Raw genomic sequence first — 15,719 nt, forward strand, 5'->3', positions numbered from 1 at the left:
CTTACTCGCGTCCCTCTTCCTCCGCGATCAACGAGAAGGAGTCCCGGCCGTCCAGCGACTCCCTGATGATGTCCGCGTGCCCGGCGTGCCGCCCCATCTCCTGGACCAGGTGGAGCAGCATCCAGCGGACCGAGACCCGGCCGTCCTTCGGGAACCAGGGCGCGGGCGGCAGCGGGAAGGTCTCGTCCAGACTGGGCACCGACCGGACGAACTCCTCGGTCTCCTTGGCCACGTTCTCCCAGAAGGCCAGCGTCGCCGGGACGCTCTCGCCCTCCACGAGCCGGAAGCCGTCGCCCCAGGTCTCCTGGGTGCGCTGCCGCTCGTTGCGCATCTGCTGGGCCAGCCGCAGCCAGTTGAGCTCGACCTCCGCGACATGCTTGATCAGCCCGGAGAGGCTGAGCGCGCTGGCGCTGGGGCTGCTCGCCGCCTGCTCCTCGGAGAGGCCGAGGGCGGCGCGGCGGAGCGCGGCCCGCTGGGCCTCGATGAAGTTGAGGAACGCTCCGCGCTCGTCACCCTGGGCCTCCGCGGGAACAAGAGCAACCATGATGTCCGCCTTCCAGACGACTCGGTGGGTGCCGGGGAGCGCTTCTCCCCCCGACACCCACCACGCTACGAATCCTTGCGGACAGCTACGGTCCTAGAAGGGGAACCGGCTCCGTCCGTGCTGGATCGAGATCCACTTCTGGGTGGTGAAGGCCTCGATCATCGCGTCGCCGTTCAGCCGGCCCACGCCCGAGTGCTTCTCGCCGCCGAACGGCACGATCGGCTCGTCGGCCACGGTGCCGTCGTTGATGTGGATCATGCCGGTGTGGATGCGCCTGGCGACCCGTACACCCCGCTCGATGTCACCCGTGTGCACGGCGCCGCTCAGCCCGTACGGCGTGTCGTTGGCGATCCGTACCGCCTCGTCCTCGCCGTCGAAGGGGATGACGAGGGCGACCGGGCCGAAGATCTCCTGGCTCAGGACGGGCGCGTCCGCCGGAAGGCCGGACAGGATCGACGGGGAGACGAGGTTGCCGTCCGCCGAGCCGTGCAGCAGGGCCGTCGCGCCGGCCTCCACGGCCTGCTCGACGACGGCCGAGACCGACTCCGCCTGCTGGGAGTTGATGAGCGGGCCGATGTGGGTGGCGGGGTCCGCCGGGTCGCCGACGCACAGGGTCTTCACCTTCGCGACGAACTTCTCGGTGAACTCCTCCTCCAGCGTGCGGTCCACCAGGATCCGGTTGGCGGCCATGCAGACCTGGCCCTGGTGCACGAAGCGACTGAAGACGGCCGCGTCCACGGCGTAGTCGACGTCCGCGTCCTCGAGGACGATCAGGGCGCTGTTGCCGCCGAGTTCGAGGACGGCGTGCTTGAAGTTCTGCGCGCAGACGGTGGCGACGTGACGGCCCACCTTGTCGGAGCCGGTGAAGGAGATGACCTTGGGGACCGGATGGGTCAGCAGCGCGTCGCCGATCTCGGCGATGTCGGTGACGACGACGTTCAGCAGACCGGTCGGCAGACCGGCGTCCTCCAGCACCTTGGCGACGAGCGTGCCGCCGCAGATCGGCGTGTTCTGGTGCGGCTTGAGCACGACCGCGTTGCCGAGCGCCAGCGCGGGCGCGACCGACTTGAGGGAGAGGAGGAAGGGGAAGTTGAAGGGGGAGATGACACCGACGACACCGACGGGGAGTCGGTAGACGCGGTTCTCCTTGCCGTCGACCGGGGAGGGCAGGATCCGGCCCTCGGGCCGCAGCGCGAGCTGGATCGCCTCGCGCAGGAACTCCTTGGCGAGGTGCAGCTCGAAGGCCGCCTTCAGGCGCGTGCCGCCCAGCTCGGCGACGATCGTGTCGCCGATCTCCTGCTCGCGCTCCTCGACGATCCGCAGCGCGCGCTCGAAGACGAGCCGGCGGGTGTACGGGTTCGTCTCGGCCCATTCACGCTGCGCGCGCTCGGCGGCGCGGTAGGCGCGGTCGACCTCGTCGGCGGTGGCGACGGTGATCGAGGCGAGCTTCTCCCCGGTGTACGGGTTGAAGTCGATGATGTCCCACGAGCCGCTGCCGGGCTTCCACTCGCCGTCGATGTACTGGTGGGCCAGGTCGGTGAAGTAGGACATGTGGCGAGACCCCTTAACCCGCGGTGGCGGACGTGGCGACTGTGACAGCAGAACCCTGATGTCACGTCATCGTACTTACGTCCTACGTGAGTTGAAGGAGTCCTCGGAGAAGATCCCGGCTTTCGGCCGGATCGGGGCTGTCCTCGGCCAGCCGCTCCATCACGCGCGCGTACTGGGCGACCTCCTCGCGCTTGTCGAGGTACAGCGCGCTGGTCAGCTGCTCCAGATAGACGACGTCGGAGAGGTCGGACTCGGGGAAGCTCAGCATCGTGAACGAGCCGCTCTCGCCGGCGTGCCCTCCGTAACTGAAGGGCATGACCTGGAGCGTCACATGGGGGTGCTCGGAGATCTCGATGAGGTGCCTCAACTGGCCCTGCATCACGGCCCGGTCGCCGTACGGGCGGCGCAGAGACGCCTCGTCGAGGACGGCGTGGAAGTGCGGGGCGCGCTCGGAGACGAGGACCTTCTGGCGCTCCAGACGCAGGGCGACGCGGCGCTCGATCTCGGCGCGCGGGGCGCCCGGCATGCCCCGGGTGACGACGGCGTGTGCGTACGCCTCGGTCTGCAACAGGCCGTGGACGAACTGGACTTCGTAGACGCGGATGAGGGAGGCGGCGCCCTCCAGGCCGATGTACGTCTGGAACCAGCCCGGCAGGACGTCGCCGAAACTGTGCCACCAGCCGGCCACGTTGGCCTCGCGCGCGAGTCCGAGGAGCGAGCCGCGCTCCGCCTCGTCGCTGACGCCGTAGAGCGTGAGCAGGTCCTCGACGTCCCTGGCCTTGAAACTCACCCTGCCCAACTCCATACGGCTGATCTTGGATTCGGACGCGCGGATCGAGTAGCCGGCCGCCTCGCGGGTGATGCCGCGCGACTCGCGCAGCCTCCTCAGCTGCGAACCCAGCAGGATGCGCCGCACGACACTCCCGCTCGCTCCGCTCGATTCGACTGCGGTCACGGCTCCAGCCTCTCCTTCGCGGTCTCGGGCCCCCGGATTGTGCCACTAAACGCTTCAGCCCGTACACATTCGATTACGGAAAGACGGCAACTTCAGGGCGACTTCATGATCAAGGGGAAAGTAGTGCCCAGAAGATATGCACAGAATCGGCACGCGGACGGACAGGTCCGGCGCGTGCACGTGCATCTGCCCTTGCATCCAGTGGTCCCATTCGGAACCATGGAGCCCGCGCAACCGCACCACATCCGCGATTCGCCGCGATTCCCGGGAGTGCCTCGCATGGGGACGAATGGATCGACCATGCTCGAGCCGTTACGGCAGGGGCTTCCGCCGATCGATCCCGCCGCCGTCTCCAGCTCGGCCTCCTGCGCACTGCCACCCGCGTACGAAGCGGTGCGCGGCGCACGGAAGTTCACCCGGACCACGCTCGCGCAATGGGATCTCACCGAGCGCTTCGACGACGTGGCCCTGGTCGTCTCCGAACTCGTCACCAACGCCCTGAGGCACGCGCTGCCGTCCGAGGCGGCGCACGATGCGAGGGACCCCCGGGATCTTCACGAAGAAGGCCGGAACGGGCCCCCCGTGCGTCTGCATCTGATGCGATGGACGAGCCGCCTCGTCTGCGCGGTCCGCGATCCCAGCCACCGGAGCCCGGAGACGCGCGAGGGCGGCGAGGACTTCGCGGCGGAGTCGGGGCGCGGACTGTTCCTGGTCGACTCCTTCAGCGACACCTGGGGCTGGCACCCGCTCGCCGGGACGCTTCAGGGCAAGGTCGTCTGGGCGCTCTTCCGGCTCGGACCGGAGTGACGCGCGTAGCCGCGCACAGCATTGCGGAAAGGGCCCCGGCGGGACGCCGGGGCCCTTTTCCCGTGTGCTCACACCAGATGGTCGAACTCCCCGTCCTTGACGCCCAGCAGCAGCGCCTCTATCTCGGCGGGCGTGTAGACGAGCGCGGGGCCGTCCGGGTGGCGCGAGTTGCGTACGGCAACGTTTCCACCGGGCAACTTGGCGAACTCCACGCAGGATCCCTGCGAGTTGCTGTGCCGGCTCTTCTGCCACACGACACCCCGGAGCTCCGTGGCCGCCATGCCGTTGTACGCGTGATGCGCATGATGCACTGGTAGCTCCCCGAGAGACTTGATGCAGGTGTCAACTTCCTCGGATCATAGCTGTGTTCATATGCCAATGCATGAGCAGATGCACGTGCACGCGGGGTGGCGTAGCGACTACGCGACTGAGCGTGCTACCGGTGGGTACGCCATGCCCTCTCGCCTCACCCTACGGCGTGCCCCGCGCGGAACCGTCCTCGGCGAGCGCTTCGGCCATGTCGTCCAGTGCGTCGAGGAGCAGCGCCGAGCCCCTGCTCAGCAGGAGGTCGTCGTCAGGACCCCAGGCCGCCACCGCCTCGCGGACCTCCCCCCAGTCCAGTGCCCGGCGCTCCCGTACCGCCTTCGCGCCCCGCCCGCTCCACCGCCTCCTGCCAGTCGATCCGGGCCCCCGCGTGTCGAGCAGCGCCTCGCGCACGTCGGGGCAGGCGGTACCGGCCGGCTGGGCGCAGTGGGCGACGACGGAGGCGGCGTAACGGCCGCCCGCCACCAGCCAGTCGGCGAGCCGGCCGCGCAGCCGGGGCGTCTCCCAGGCCGGATGGACGGCGTACGCGAGCATCGCGCACTGTCCGCCCTGTGGCCCGGGTCATTTCCAGGGATGTCACGTTTCGCGGCGCATGCTCGTCCCATGAGCATGACTGACACCGGGAACGTACTGCTGGCAGGGGCGAGCGGGGTCTTCGGACGCCACGTCGCCGAGGAACTCACCGCGGCCGGACACACCGTGCTCGGCCTCGGACGCGGGGCGGAGAACGAGGTCGTCGCCGACCTCATGGACCGCGACGGGCTGCTCCGGGCGGTGGAGGGGCTGGAGATCGACACCGTCGTGCACGCGGCGACCGCCCTGCGCGAGCCGCCGATGAGGCACCGGGACATGGACGCGACCGACGCTCTGCGGATCGCCGGGACCTCCCATCTGGTCGAGGCGGCGCGGGCGGTGGGAGCGCGGCGGATGATCGCCGAGACCATGGTGTTCGGCTACGGGTACGGCGACTTCGGGAACCGCGTGGTCACGGAGGAGGACACCTACGGGCCGACCGGCCTCGACGCGGCGTCGCAGCGCCATGTGGACGCCATGCGGACCAAGGAGGAGCTGATGCTCGGGGCCGAGGGGATCGAGGGCGTCGCGCTGCGGTTCGGCCTCTTCTACGGCCCCGGCGGCACCGAGGCCATCGTGGACCTGCTGCGTAAGCGGAAGCTGCCGGCGGTCGCCGACCGGGGCAGGGTGCTGCCCTGGATCCACCTCCAGGACGCGGCCCGCGCGGTCGTGCTGGCGGTCGGGGGCGGACGGCCGGGCGAGGCGTACAACATCGTGGACGACGGCCCGATGGGCTTCGGCGCCCATGTGCGGGCGGTGGCCAAGGTGTTCGGCACGCCGAAGCCCGCGACGGTGCCGGCCTGGCTGACCCGGCCGATGTCGTACGCCCACCAGGTGTGCACCACCAACCTGACCGTCTCCAATGCCAAGGCCGCCAGGGAACTCGGCTGGACCCCCCGCTACCACGACTGCGCCTCGGGCCTCGCGGCACTGACGGAGTGGTGAGGGGGGGCTTCGGCGGTCTTCGGGGGGCTTCGGGGGGGCTTCGGGGGACGAAGGCGGGTGCGTGCGGGGTGTCGGCCGGTGCGGTCGGCCGACACCGTCAGGGGCGCCCGTCCCGGATCTCCCCGTGGCCGCGCCCCAGACCCGCGGCGTTCGCGGCCGTCGTGCCGTGGGTCCAGCCCGCCTCGTCCCACATCGCGCGGACGCGGGTCGTGCGCGTCTCCGGGAACATCTCGTCCGCGCGGCTCGTCACCGCGACCTCCCGGGAGGCGAGTACCGGAAGCAGCGTCGGGGCCTCGGAGGCGACGCGGCGTGACGTGGTCGCGAGCCGGGCGCCCAGCCGGTTCGCGTACGCGAGCAGGAACGACTGCCGGAAGGACTTCGTACGCTTCCGGCCGCCCGCCCGCTGCTCCGCCTCCGCACGCGTCATCGCCGCCGTCCCCTGGACCAGGAGCGAGGTGTACAACAGCTCCACCGGATCGAGGTCCGCCTCGAAGCCGACCACCGTCGAGAAGCCGTACGGCTCGTTCCACACCGCCCGGCAGTGGTTCGCCGTCGCCACCGCGTCCAGCAGGATCGCCTTGGCCTGCTCGTACGGCGGCTCCACACCGATCCGGATCGCCCCCGGCACGTCCCCCGACGGCGTACGGGACGCCAGCGCGGCCTCGTCCAGGCTGTGGCGCGCCATCAGCTCCTGGGCCTTTGCGGTCAGCGCCTCCGCCTCCTCCGGGTAGCCGGTCGCCTCCGCCTTCGCGAGCAGGGCCCGTACCCGCGTCAGCATCCGCGGCTCCCCCGCCACGGCGGCCGGGAGCGCGTCGCCCGGCACCGGGCCCACCGGTTCCAGGGACGGCAGCCGGACGAGCAGGCGGTACAGCTCCAGGCTCGTCGTCGCCGAGGAGAAACGGTCCGCGCGGGCGGGTGCGGTCTCCAGATCGGCCAGCTGCGCGGCCCACCGGTGCGGCAGCCGCTCGTAACGCCCCGTCTCCGCCGCGATCAGGGCGCCCGCGAGCCGCACGTGCTCCTCCGCGAGCTCCCGCCGCACCAGCCGTACGAGATCTGCGGGCTGCCAGCCCCGCTCCCACGCCCGCCGTACGAACTCCTCGCCGCGGCGCGTCAGTTCCCCGTCGGCCGCCCGGTCCGCGGCGAGCAGGGACGCCGCGGAGTCCAGCGCCGTGTCGTCGTCCGTGTACAGGGCCTCGAAGGCCCGCTCGACGGTGGTCTTCGTCGTACTCACGCCTGCTTCGCGTCCCATTCCTCGCGCGCCCGCCCGATCACCGCACGGTGGTCGAGCGACCAGTCGATCAGCTGCTTGATCAGGTGCGTCATGCTGTGCCCCGTCTCCGTCAGCGCGTACTCCACCTGCGGCGGCGTCGTCGGATACACCGTCCGCGTCACCAGGCCGTCCCGTTGCAGGCGGCGGAGCGTGAGCGTCAGCATCCGCTGCGAGATGCCGTCGACCAGGCGCTGAAGCTCCCTGAACCGGCGAGGTCCCGGGGCCAGTTCGACCACGACGTGCACGGTCCACCTGTCGCCGAGCCGGTCCTGGACGTCCCGGACACCGCACTCCTCCGCACAACTCACCACAGGCTCGGTGGTTACCTCGGTGTGCCCCGCTGACATCGATGTGCCTCCTTACGCGATCCCGCCGCCCTCACCAGAATGATCCTCACCGCACACGAAAACGAATTCAGGGGGAATCATGCTGCTCGTCACCGGTGTCTCCGGCGGCCTCGGCTCGCTCGTCGCTGAGCGCCTGGCCGGCCGGGACGACGTCGTCCTCGGCACGCGCGCCGGGCTGTCCGGCACCCGCCCGGTCGACTTCGACGAGCCCGCCGGCCTGCCGGGCGCCTTCGCCGGGGTCGACACCCTGCTGCTGATCTCGGCGGGGTACGGCGAGGACGACACCGTGATCGCCCGGCACGAGGCCGCCGTCTCCGCCGCCGAGGCGGCCGGGGTGGGCCACATCGTGTACACGAGCCTCTCGGGCGACGGCGACCACCTCACGTACTCCCTCGCGCACCGCTGGACCGAGCGGCGGCTCCGGCGGTCGAGCCTGGCGTGGACGGTGCTGCGCAACGGGCTGTACGCCGAGTTCCTCACCTGGATCGCGGCCCCGGACGCCGACAACCGCATCACGGGCCCCCTCGGCGAGGGCCGGCTCGCCGCCGTCGCCCGCGAGGACCTCGCCGAGATCGCGGTCACCGTCGCCACCGCCCCGGCCGCGCACGCCGGGCGCACCTACGAGCTGGTCGGCGAACGCCCGCTGGGCGGGGCCGACCTGGCGCGGGCGCTGGGCGCCGAGTACGCCCCCGGTACGCTCGCCGAGGCGCGGGCCGCCCTCGCCGCCTCGGGAGCCGAGCCCTTCCAGGTCCCGATGCTGACGGGGACGTACTCGGCGATCGCGCACGGCTTCATGGACGGTACGGGTGTCGGGCACAGCAGCCTGCGGGAGCTGCTGGGGCGGGAGCCGCTGGACGCGCTCGACGTGTTCGTGAAGGCCGTACGCAGGGGGTAGGGCCAGTCAGGGCGGGCCAGGCCGGGCCAGGAAGGGTAGGGCCAGGCATACCCCCGAGACGCCCCCCAGCGGTCGTGATCGGCGGCCACGAGAACGGTTCGCTTGAGCCATGACATCGACGACCGGCTCCGACACCGCCGTCCGGCTCACCGCCCTGCGCCGCCTCCACCGCGACGTCCGCGCCCTGGACGGCGTCGACCTCGACTTCCGTACCGGCACCTTCACCGCCGTCATGGGCCCCTCGGGCTCCGGCAAGTCCACGCTGCTCCAGTGCGCTGCCGGCCTGGACCGGCCCACGAGCGGGACGGTCCAGGTGGGCGGGGTCGCCCTGGAGGGGCTGAGCGAGCGGCGGCTGACGCTGCTGCGGAGGGACCGGATCGGGTTCGTCTTCCAGTCCTTCAACCTGCTGCCCTCGCTGACGGCGGCTCAGAACGTCTCGCTGCCGCTGCGGCTGGCCGGCCGACGGGTGTCCCGGGGCGAGGTGCGCGCGGCGCTGGAGCGCGTCGGGCTCGGCGGACGGGAGAGACACCGGCCCGGGGAGCTGTCGGGTGGGCAGCAGCAACGGGTCGCGATCGCACGGGCGTTGATCACCCGGCCCGCAGTGCTCTTCGCGGACGAGCCGACCGGCGCGCTGGACTCCGGCACGAGCCGCGAGGTGCTGACGATGCTGCGGGAACTGGTGGACCGGGACGGCCAGACGATCGTCATGGTCACGCACGATCCGGTGGCGGCGGCGCGGGCGGACCGCGTGGTGTTCCTGGTCGACGGGCGGGTGGCGGGCGAGCTCCACGCCCCGACGGCCGAGCGGGTCGCGGCCCGCATGGCCGCCCTGGAGACCGCGCCCGGGACGGAGGCGGTCGCATGCTGACCGTCGTCGCCACGAACCGCACGCCCACCCCGCCGGCCACGAACCGGACGCCCGCCCTGTCGGCCGCGCCCGGGACGGAGCCCGTCGCATGCTGACCGTCGTCCTCTCCGGCCTCCGTGCCCGCTGGGCCGCCTTCCTCGGCAGCTTCGTCGCCCTCGCCCTCGGCGTCGGGCTCCTCGCCACCATGGGCCTCGGTCTCGCCTCGACCTTCGACGCACCGGAGCGCGAACCGCGGCGGTTCGCGTCCGCGCCGGTGGTCGTACAGGGGCGGGACGCGGTCACCGTCGAGGTCCGGCGAGGACCGGCCACGGCCTCCGTCTCACAGCGACTCGACCGTCCACAGCCTGTGGATATCGAACTCCTTGCCGAGCTGAAGGCGCACTGGACGGTCACCACCGCGGGCGGCCCCGACGCCGTCGGTGTCCACGGCCCCGCCGCCGAGGTCCGTACCCTCGTCGGCGACCGGGCCCATGTGCTCACCGGGAAGGACCGGCTGCGCGCCGACCCCGAGCCCGAGCGGGACGCCGAGGCGCTCGTCGCCCTCAACTCCCTCCTCGGGACGGCCGGCGGCGTCACCGCCTTCGTCTCGGTCTTCGTCGTCGCCTCCACCTTCGCCTTCGCCGTCGCGCTGCGGCGCCGCGAGTTCGGGCTGCTGCGGACGGCGGGCGCGACGCCCGGCCAGGTGCGGCGGATGCTCCTCGCGGAGGCCGCGGGCGTCGGGGTCCTCGCCGCGGCCGCCGGGTGTGCGCTGGGCGCGTGGGGTGCGCCGCTGCTGGCGCGAGTGCTCGTGGACGGCCGTCTGGCCCCCGATTGGTTCGGCATCGGCGACGCGGCCTGGCCGCTGCACACCGCCTTCTGGACAGGGGTGGCCGTCGCCCTCGCCGGGGCGGTGGCCGCCTCGCGGCGGGCCGGAAAGGTCGGCCCGACGGCGGCGCTGCGCGAGGCGGACGTCGACACGGACGTCCTGCCGCCCGGCCGCGCGCTGCTCGGGACGGGGCTGCTCCTGGCGGGCGCCGGGCTGCTCGTGTGGACCGTGGTCACGGAGCCGTCCGAACTGCTCAAGCGCAAGACCTACACGACCGTGCCGATGCTCCTGATCACCGGCGTCGCCCTGCTGGCCCCGGTGCTGGTCCGCCCGGTGGCGCGGGCGCTGCGGCTGCCGGGCGCGACGGGGATGCTCGTACGGGAGAACAGCGCGGCGGCCGTCCGCCGTACCGCCGCCGTCGCCGCCCCGGTCCTGGTGACGGTCGCGCTGGCGGGCTCGCTCCTCGGTTCGGCGGCCTCGGTCAGAAGCGCGAAGGCCGCGGAGGCGCGGGAGCAGACCCGCGCGGGGCGGGTGGTGACGGGCGAGGACCTGCGGACGGTGCCCGGTGCCTCGGCGACCGCGACGACGTCCGTCTTCGTACGGGACGGGGCCGAGGCGCTGGTCAAGTACGGGGCGCGGGCGGTCTCCGACCCGGCGGCCTTCGCGAAGCTCGCACGGCTGCCGGTGGTGGCGGGGGACGTGGCCGACCTCGACGACGGGTCGATCGTCGTCAACGAGGAGTGGGAGCGTCGGACGGTCGGCGACCGGGTCGAGGTGTGGCGCGCGGACGGCAGCGGACCGGTGACGCTGCGGGTGGTGGCGGTCCTCGCCCTCGGTACGGGCGACAACGGCCCGTACGTGACGCGGGCGAACGCGCCGGGGGCCGCGGTGGACCGGATCGAGGCGGCGGCCGGCGTGGCGCCGGAGGCCCTCGCGGCGGCGGGCGGGACGGTACGCACGGTGGAGGAGTGGGCCGCCGCCACGCACCCGTCGACCAGCCCGCAGACCCGGCTCGGGCTGCTCCTGGTCCTCGGCATCGCGCTCGTCTACACGGTGATCGCGCTCGCCAACACGCTGCTGATGGCGACCTCCGTACGGGGCGCGGAGCTGGCCTCGCTCCGGCTGGCGGGCGCCACCCGGGCCCAGGTCCTGCGGGTCGTGACCGGCGAGGCGGCGCTCGCCGTGGCGGTCGGGACAGCCCTCGGCCTCGCCGTGACGGCGGTGAACCTGGGCACGCTGGGGGCAGGGCTGGCGGCCCTGACCGCGCCGGTGGCCCTGACCGTGCCGTGGGGCGCCGTGGCCGCGGCGGCCGGGGCGTGCGGCGTGGTCGCGGTCGCCTGCGCGGCGCTCCCCGCGTGGCGCCTGACGCGCTGAGCGGCGAAGGTGGGTGGACGGGGCGGTGTCCAGGGTCGGAGCCGGGCCACCGCCCCGCCCTGACCGGCGGCCCCGTGCAGCGGGCCACGAAGGTCTGCGGTCCCCGCCCGCTCGTCGAGGCGCTGCTCGCGGACGTCGAGATCGAAGCCGTGCGCCTGCCGTGCGCCTGCCGGGCGACGACCGGGAACGTCCGCCAGGCCGGACCCACCGTGGGACCCGGCGCGCGGCCCCGGCGCACCCTTCCGGTCACAGCGCCCGTCGCGGCTACGGCAGGAGCACCAGCTTGCCGCGCACGTGCCCCGACTCGCTCAGCTCCTGGGCCCTCGCCGCCTCCTTCAGCGGGAAGGTCCCGGCGATGTCGAGGCGCAGCCGGCCCATCGTCGCCAGCCCGGCGTGGGTGGTCAGCCAGGTGCGGGCGAGGGGCGGGTCGACCGTGACACCGCTGAAGACGATGCCGTGCTCCGCCGCGTCGACCGCCGCGATCGTCACGATCCGCTCCTTCGCGCCGCCCGTCAGCTCGATCGAGACCGGCAGCGTGTCGTGGCCCGCCGCGTCGAAGACCGCGTCGACGCCCTGGGGCGCGGCCGCCCGGACGCGGTCCGCCAGGCCCTCCCCGTACGTCACGGGGATCGCGCCGATGCCGCGCAGGAAGTCGTGGTTGCGCGCCGAGGCGGTGCCGACGACCGTCACGCCGGCGGCCACCGCGAGCTGGACGGCCAGCGCGCCGACCGCGCCCGCGGCGCCGTGCAGGAGGAGCGTCTCGCCCTCCTTGAGAGCGAGCAGGTCCAGGACCCGCTGCGCCGTCTCCCCCGCGACCGGGATGCTCGCCGCCTGCTCCCAGCTCAGGCCGGCCGGCTTGGGGACGAAGACCTCGGCCAGGGCGTACTCGGCGTACGCCCCGGTCGTCGTCCAGCCGAACACCTCGTCACCGGCCTCGACCCCCGTCACACCCTCCCCGAGCGCGTCCACCGTGCCGGCGAACTCCAGGCCGGGCACGGCCGGGAAGGTGGTCGGGTAGAACGCCTCGACCCAGCCGTAACGCCGCTTGTGGTCCACGGGGTTGACGCCGATCGCCGCCACCTTCACCCGTACCTGACCGGCGCCGGGCTCGGGCACCGTCACCCCCGCCTCGTGGCGCAGGACCTCCGGGCCGCCGAACTCCTCGTACGTGATCGCTTCCATCTCGGCCTCCGTGGACCCTCGTTGAGCACTCGCTGCTTCGACGGATCAAGCGTGCGCCCGACGACCCCGCCACCCCGCCCTCCCGACGGCCAGTCCCACCTGGCCGAAAGGACAGCCACCCGCCCCGGCCCCCTCATTACGCTGAGCCCCCATGGACGCGACCACACTGACCACCGCGTACGAGATCATCCGGCAGCCTCTCGGCGAGATCCTGCCCCGCCTCTCGGCCGCCCTCGCGCCCCTGATCCCGCACCGGGGAGCGGCCGAACTCTCCACGCACTGCGCCCACTCGCCGTTCAAGACCGCCGGCGAGACGGAGCTGCTCATCGCGGCCGAACTCACCACGATGCTGACCTCCGGCGTCCCCGGAAGCCCCTGGCAGGGGCGGGCCACGATCGGCGGCACGGAGCGCGAGGTCGTCGCCGTCACCAGCGACGCGACCGCGCGCCGTTCCGTCCTCGTCCTCGTACGCGACGAGGGATCCGCGCCCGTCGACGAGGACGGGCTCGCCGTGGCGCAGGCCCTCTGGGACCTGGTGACCAGCCACTTCGACCGGTTCGCGGTCGAGGCGATGCCGGGGGCGCTGGCCCGGTCGCGCGCGGCGGCCGACACCCGGGCCCGGGTGATCTCGGAGCTGTCGACCGCCCACGCGGCCGCCGTCTCCGGGGTGCTCGGGGTGCTCCGCAGCCGGGCCCTGGACGACGCCACGGCCCGGGCGACGGCCATCGACCTCACGGCCTCCGCGCTGATCGAGATGCGTGCCGCGACGAAGCGGGACCGGGCGATCGCCGAGGAACCGGCCCAGCAGGCCTTCGCCCGGCTCGCCGACGATCTGAGCCCGATGCTCCGGCACACCCCGGTACGGCTCGAACTCGGCCCGCCGGAGTCCGACCGCTCGCTCGCGGCGGACGTGGCGCACAGCGCGCGGGCCATCGTGCGGGCACTGCTCCTGGTGATCCTGGAGCAGGACTCGGTGCGGCGGGTCCACGTCGGCTGGCAGCTGACCGAGCACGAGCTGCGGGCGACGGTGCGGGACGACGGCTCGGGCACGCTCGAACGCTGCGACCTGGGGGCGGGCAGCATCACCGACCGTCTGGAGGTGCTGGGCGGCCGCCTGGACATGGAAGCGGTCCAGGGCTGGGGCACGACCCTCACGGCCGTGATACCGCTGGCCACCTCGGACGCCCCCGACGGTACGGCGAACCCGCTGGCCGACCTCGGCGGCCGTGAGCTGGAGGTCCTCACCCGTCTGGCGCTCGGCCACCGCAACCGGCAGATCGCGCGGGAGCTGCACATCAGCGAGTCCACCGTGAAGTTCCACGTCGCCAACATCCTCGCGAAGCTGGGGGTCGGTTCGCGAGGAGAGGCCGCCGCGCTCTTCCACAAGGCGGCGTGACGGCAGGGGGCCGGGGCTTCACGCGGCGCGTGACCGGGCTGGGCAGGGCCGCACGCCGAGCGTGACCGGACTCGGCGAAGCCGCACGCGGCGCGTGATCGGGGTCGCTGTCAGTGGCGGGTGCCAGACTCGCACCCGTGAGCGAGAGGTGGGCGGTGGAAGCCGAGGCGGACGGGGACGGGGCACGGCTCGTCCCCCTCGGCCCCGACGCGCTGCCCGCAGGACCCGTCCTCCACGAACCGGATCTCGTCGAGGCCGTCCGCTCGCGGCCCGGTGTCGCCCGCTGGGTGTGGCGGTCCACCACCGCCGTCCACCCCCGGCTCCTCGCCGCCGGGGTTCGCGTCGAGCGCTGTTACGACATCGAGGTCGCCGAGGGCCTCCTCCTCGGCCATGAGGGACGGCTCGGGGAGCCCCGGTCCGCGGCCGCCGCCCTCGCGCGGCTGCGGAACGCTCCCGTACCGCCCGATCCGCCCCAGCGCGCCGCCGAACCCGGCTCGCAGGACTCCCTCTTCGAGGCCAGACCCAGCGCCGCCGCCGTCCCTTTCGAGGACCTCCTCGCGGTCTACGCGGAGCAGCAGCGCCGCCACGAGCTGGCCGAGCACCCGGGCCGGATGCGGCTGCTCACCGCCGCCGAGTCCGCGGGCATGCTCGTGGCCGTCGAGATGAACCGGGCCGGGCTGCCCTGGCGCGCCGACGTGCACCGCGATCTGCTGCACGAGCTGCTCGGCGAGCGGTACGCGGGCGGAGGGGAGCCCCGGCGCCTCGCCGAACTCGCCGACGAGGTGTCCGCCGCGTTCGGCCGGCGCGTCCGTCCCGATCTGCCCGCCGACGTCGTCAAGGCCTTCGCCCGGGCCGGGATCCGGGTGCGGTCCACGCGCCGCTGGGAGCTGGAGGAGATCGACCACCCGGCGGTGGCCCCGCTCGTCGCGTACAAGAAGCTGTACCGGATCTGGACCGCCCACGGCTGGTCCTGGCTCCAGGACTGGGTCCGCGACGGCCGCTTCCGCCCCGAGTACCTCCCCGGGGGCACGGTCAGCGGCCGCTGGACGACCAACGGCGGCGGCGCCCTGCAGATCCCCAAGGTCATCCGGCGGGCCGTCGTGGCGGACGAGGGCTGGCGGCTCGTCGTGGCGGACGCCGACCAGATGGAGCCCCGGGTCCTGGCGGCCATCTCCCGCGATCCCGGGCTGATGGAGGTCGCCGGACACCCCGACGACCTGTACACCCGGCTCTCGGACCGCGCGTTCTCCGGCGACCGCGACCACGCGAAGATCGCCCTGCTCGGCGCGATCTACGGGCAGACCAGCGGCGACGGCCTGAAGAACCTGGCCGCGCTGCGCCGCCGCTTCCCCCGCGCCGTGGCCTATGTGGACGACGCGGCGAAGGCCGGCGAGGAGGGCCGACTCGTACGGACCTGGCTCGGCCGGACCAGCCCGCGTGCGGTCGGCGCCGGCGAGGCCGAGGAGGCGGGCATCCCCCAGGAGGCCGCGGACGAACCGGCCGCGAGGGAAGGGGAGTTCACACCCGGATACGCCTCCGGCAACGCGCGGGCGCGCGGCCGGTTCACCCGTAACTTCGTCGTCCAGGGCAGCGCCGCCGACTGGGCGCTGCTGATGCTGGCCGCCCTGCGCCGCGCGCTCTCGGGGATGCGGGCCGAGCTGGTCTTCTTCCAGCACGACGAGGTGATCGTGCACTGCCCGGCGGAGGAGGCGGAGGCCGTCACGGCGGCGATCCGCGCGGCCGGGGACGAGGCGGGGCGGATCGCCTTCGGCGCGACGCCGGTGCGTTTTCCGTTCACGACGGCCACGGTGGAGCGGTACGCGGACGCCAAGTGACGTCCGCCTCTGCTCGTACGTACGGGCACGCACGCGGAAAACGGGTGTA

At 73.2% G+C, this 15,719-nt stretch carries 15 protein-coding genes; 7 read left to right on the forward strand and 8 right to left on the reverse strand.

Annotation, left to right across the window (positions count from 1 at the left end; all coding sequences use genetic code 11):
• Nucleotide 1 precedes the first annotated feature (1 nt).
• The 3 genes from ACF1G2_RS31190 to ACF1G2_RS31200 all read right to left on the reverse strand — a co-directional run bounded on the left by ACF1G2_RS31190 (nt 2) and on the right by ACF1G2_RS31200 (nt 3,050).
• Complete coding sequence (locus ACF1G2_RS31190) at nt 2–544, reverse strand: DinB family protein (protein ID WP_391801509.1); 543 nt, start codon at nt 542–544, stop codon at nt 2–4.
• A gap of 93 nt (nt 545–637) precedes the next feature.
• Nucleotides 638–2,095, reverse strand: a complete 1,458-nt coding sequence (locus tag ACF1G2_RS31195) for an aldehyde dehydrogenase family protein (protein ID WP_391801510.1) — start codon at nt 2,093–2,095, stop codon at nt 638–640.
• Between the two features lie 82 nt (nt 2,096–2,177).
• Entirely contained in the window at nt 2,178–3,050 is an 873-nt protein-coding gene (locus tag ACF1G2_RS31200; RefSeq protein ID WP_352187746.1) for a helix-turn-helix transcriptional regulator, read from the reverse strand.
• Between the two features lie 279 nt (nt 3,051–3,329).
• Between ACF1G2_RS31200 and ACF1G2_RS31205 the strand changes: the two genes are divergently transcribed.
• Nucleotides 3,330–3,857 (forward strand): ATP-binding protein, encoded by a 528-nt coding sequence (locus ACF1G2_RS31205; RefSeq protein WP_391801511.1) that lies wholly within the window; start codon nt 3,330–3,332, stop codon nt 3,855–3,857.
• A 68-nt stretch (nt 3,858–3,925) separates the two neighbouring features.
• Here ACF1G2_RS31205 and ACF1G2_RS31210 read toward each other — a convergent pair whose 3' ends face one another.
• Nucleotides 3,926–4,138, reverse strand: coding sequence for a DUF397 domain-containing protein (locus tag ACF1G2_RS31210; protein WP_030219358.1), 213 nt, complete (start codon nt 4,136–4,138; stop codon nt 3,926–3,928).
• Nucleotides 4,139–4,328: 190 nt separating this feature from the next.
• Nucleotides 4,329–4,715: a hypothetical protein gene (locus tag ACF1G2_RS31215; RefSeq protein WP_391801512.1), complete on the reverse strand. Its 387-nt coding sequence runs from the start codon at nt 4,713–4,715 to the stop codon at nt 4,329–4,331.
• 69 nt (nt 4,716–4,784) lie between these two features.
• Between ACF1G2_RS31215 and ACF1G2_RS31220 the strand changes: the two genes are divergently transcribed.
• Nucleotides 4,785–5,699: an NAD-dependent epimerase/dehydratase family protein gene (locus ACF1G2_RS31220; RefSeq protein ID WP_391801513.1), complete on the forward strand. Its 915-nt coding sequence runs from the start codon at nt 4,785–4,787 to the stop codon at nt 5,697–5,699.
• 97 nt (nt 5,700–5,796) lie between these two features.
• On the opposite strand, the gene ACF1G2_RS31225 is transcribed toward ACF1G2_RS31220, so the two are convergent.
• Nucleotides 5,797–6,948 (reverse strand): DUF2786 domain-containing protein, encoded by a 1,152-nt coding sequence (locus tag ACF1G2_RS31225; RefSeq protein ID WP_391801514.1) that lies wholly within the window; start codon nt 6,946–6,948, stop codon nt 5,797–5,799.
• A complete protein-coding gene (locus ACF1G2_RS31230) occupies nt 6,927–7,316 on the reverse strand; it encodes a winged helix-turn-helix transcriptional regulator (protein WP_391801515.1) in 390 nt (129 codons plus the stop codon). Before ACF1G2_RS31230 ends, ACF1G2_RS31225 begins: the two co-directional genes overlap by 22 nt.
• A 79-nt stretch (nt 7,317–7,395) precedes the next feature.
• On the opposite strand from ACF1G2_RS31230, the gene ACF1G2_RS31235 reads away from it, so the two are divergent.
• The 3 genes from ACF1G2_RS31235 (at nt 7,396) to ACF1G2_RS31245 (ending at nt 11,258) form a co-directional block, all read left to right on the forward strand.
• Nucleotides 7,396–8,211, forward strand: a complete 816-nt coding sequence (locus ACF1G2_RS31235; RefSeq protein WP_391801516.1) for an NAD(P)H-binding protein — start codon at nt 7,396–7,398, stop codon at nt 8,209–8,211.
• 109 nt (nt 8,212–8,320) lie between these two features.
• Nucleotides 8,321–9,079, forward strand: a complete 759-nt coding sequence (locus ACF1G2_RS31240; RefSeq protein WP_391801517.1) for an ABC transporter ATP-binding protein — start codon at nt 8,321–8,323, stop codon at nt 9,077–9,079.
• Between the two features lie 88 nt (nt 9,080–9,167).
• Nucleotides 9,168–11,258, forward strand: coding sequence for an FtsX-like permease family protein (locus ACF1G2_RS31245; RefSeq protein ID WP_391801518.1), 2,091 nt, complete (start codon nt 9,168–9,170; stop codon nt 11,256–11,258).
• 264 nt (nt 11,259–11,522) lie between these two features.
• Here the strand turns inward: ACF1G2_RS31245 and ACF1G2_RS31250 are convergent, their stop codons facing one another.
• The gene (locus tag ACF1G2_RS31250; RefSeq protein ID WP_391801519.1) at nt 11,523–12,440 is read right to left on the reverse strand and encodes an NADP-dependent oxidoreductase; all 918 of its coding nucleotides are present in this window, start codon (nt 12,438–12,440) and stop codon (nt 11,523–11,525) included.
• A 151-nt stretch (nt 12,441–12,591) separates the two neighbouring features.
• On the opposite strand from ACF1G2_RS31250, the gene ACF1G2_RS31255 reads away from it, so the two are divergent.
• Together ACF1G2_RS31255 and ACF1G2_RS31260 are read left to right on the forward strand one after the other, a co-directional pair.
• Nucleotides 12,592–13,836: a LuxR C-terminal-related transcriptional regulator gene (locus ACF1G2_RS31255; protein WP_391801520.1), complete on the forward strand. Its 1,245-nt coding sequence runs from the start codon at nt 12,592–12,594 to the stop codon at nt 13,834–13,836.
• A gap of 136 nt (nt 13,837–13,972) precedes the next feature.
• Nucleotides 13,973–15,670, forward strand: a complete 1,698-nt coding sequence (locus ACF1G2_RS31260) for a bifunctional 3'-5' exonuclease/DNA polymerase (RefSeq protein WP_391801521.1) — start codon at nt 13,973–13,975, stop codon at nt 15,668–15,670.
• The last annotated feature ends 49 nt before the right edge of the window (nt 15,671–15,719 follow it).

The organism is Streptomyces sp. NPDC013457, from assembly GCF_043089925.1.
Classification (GTDB): Bacteria; Actinomycetota; Actinomycetes; order Streptomycetales; family Streptomycetaceae; genus Streptomyces.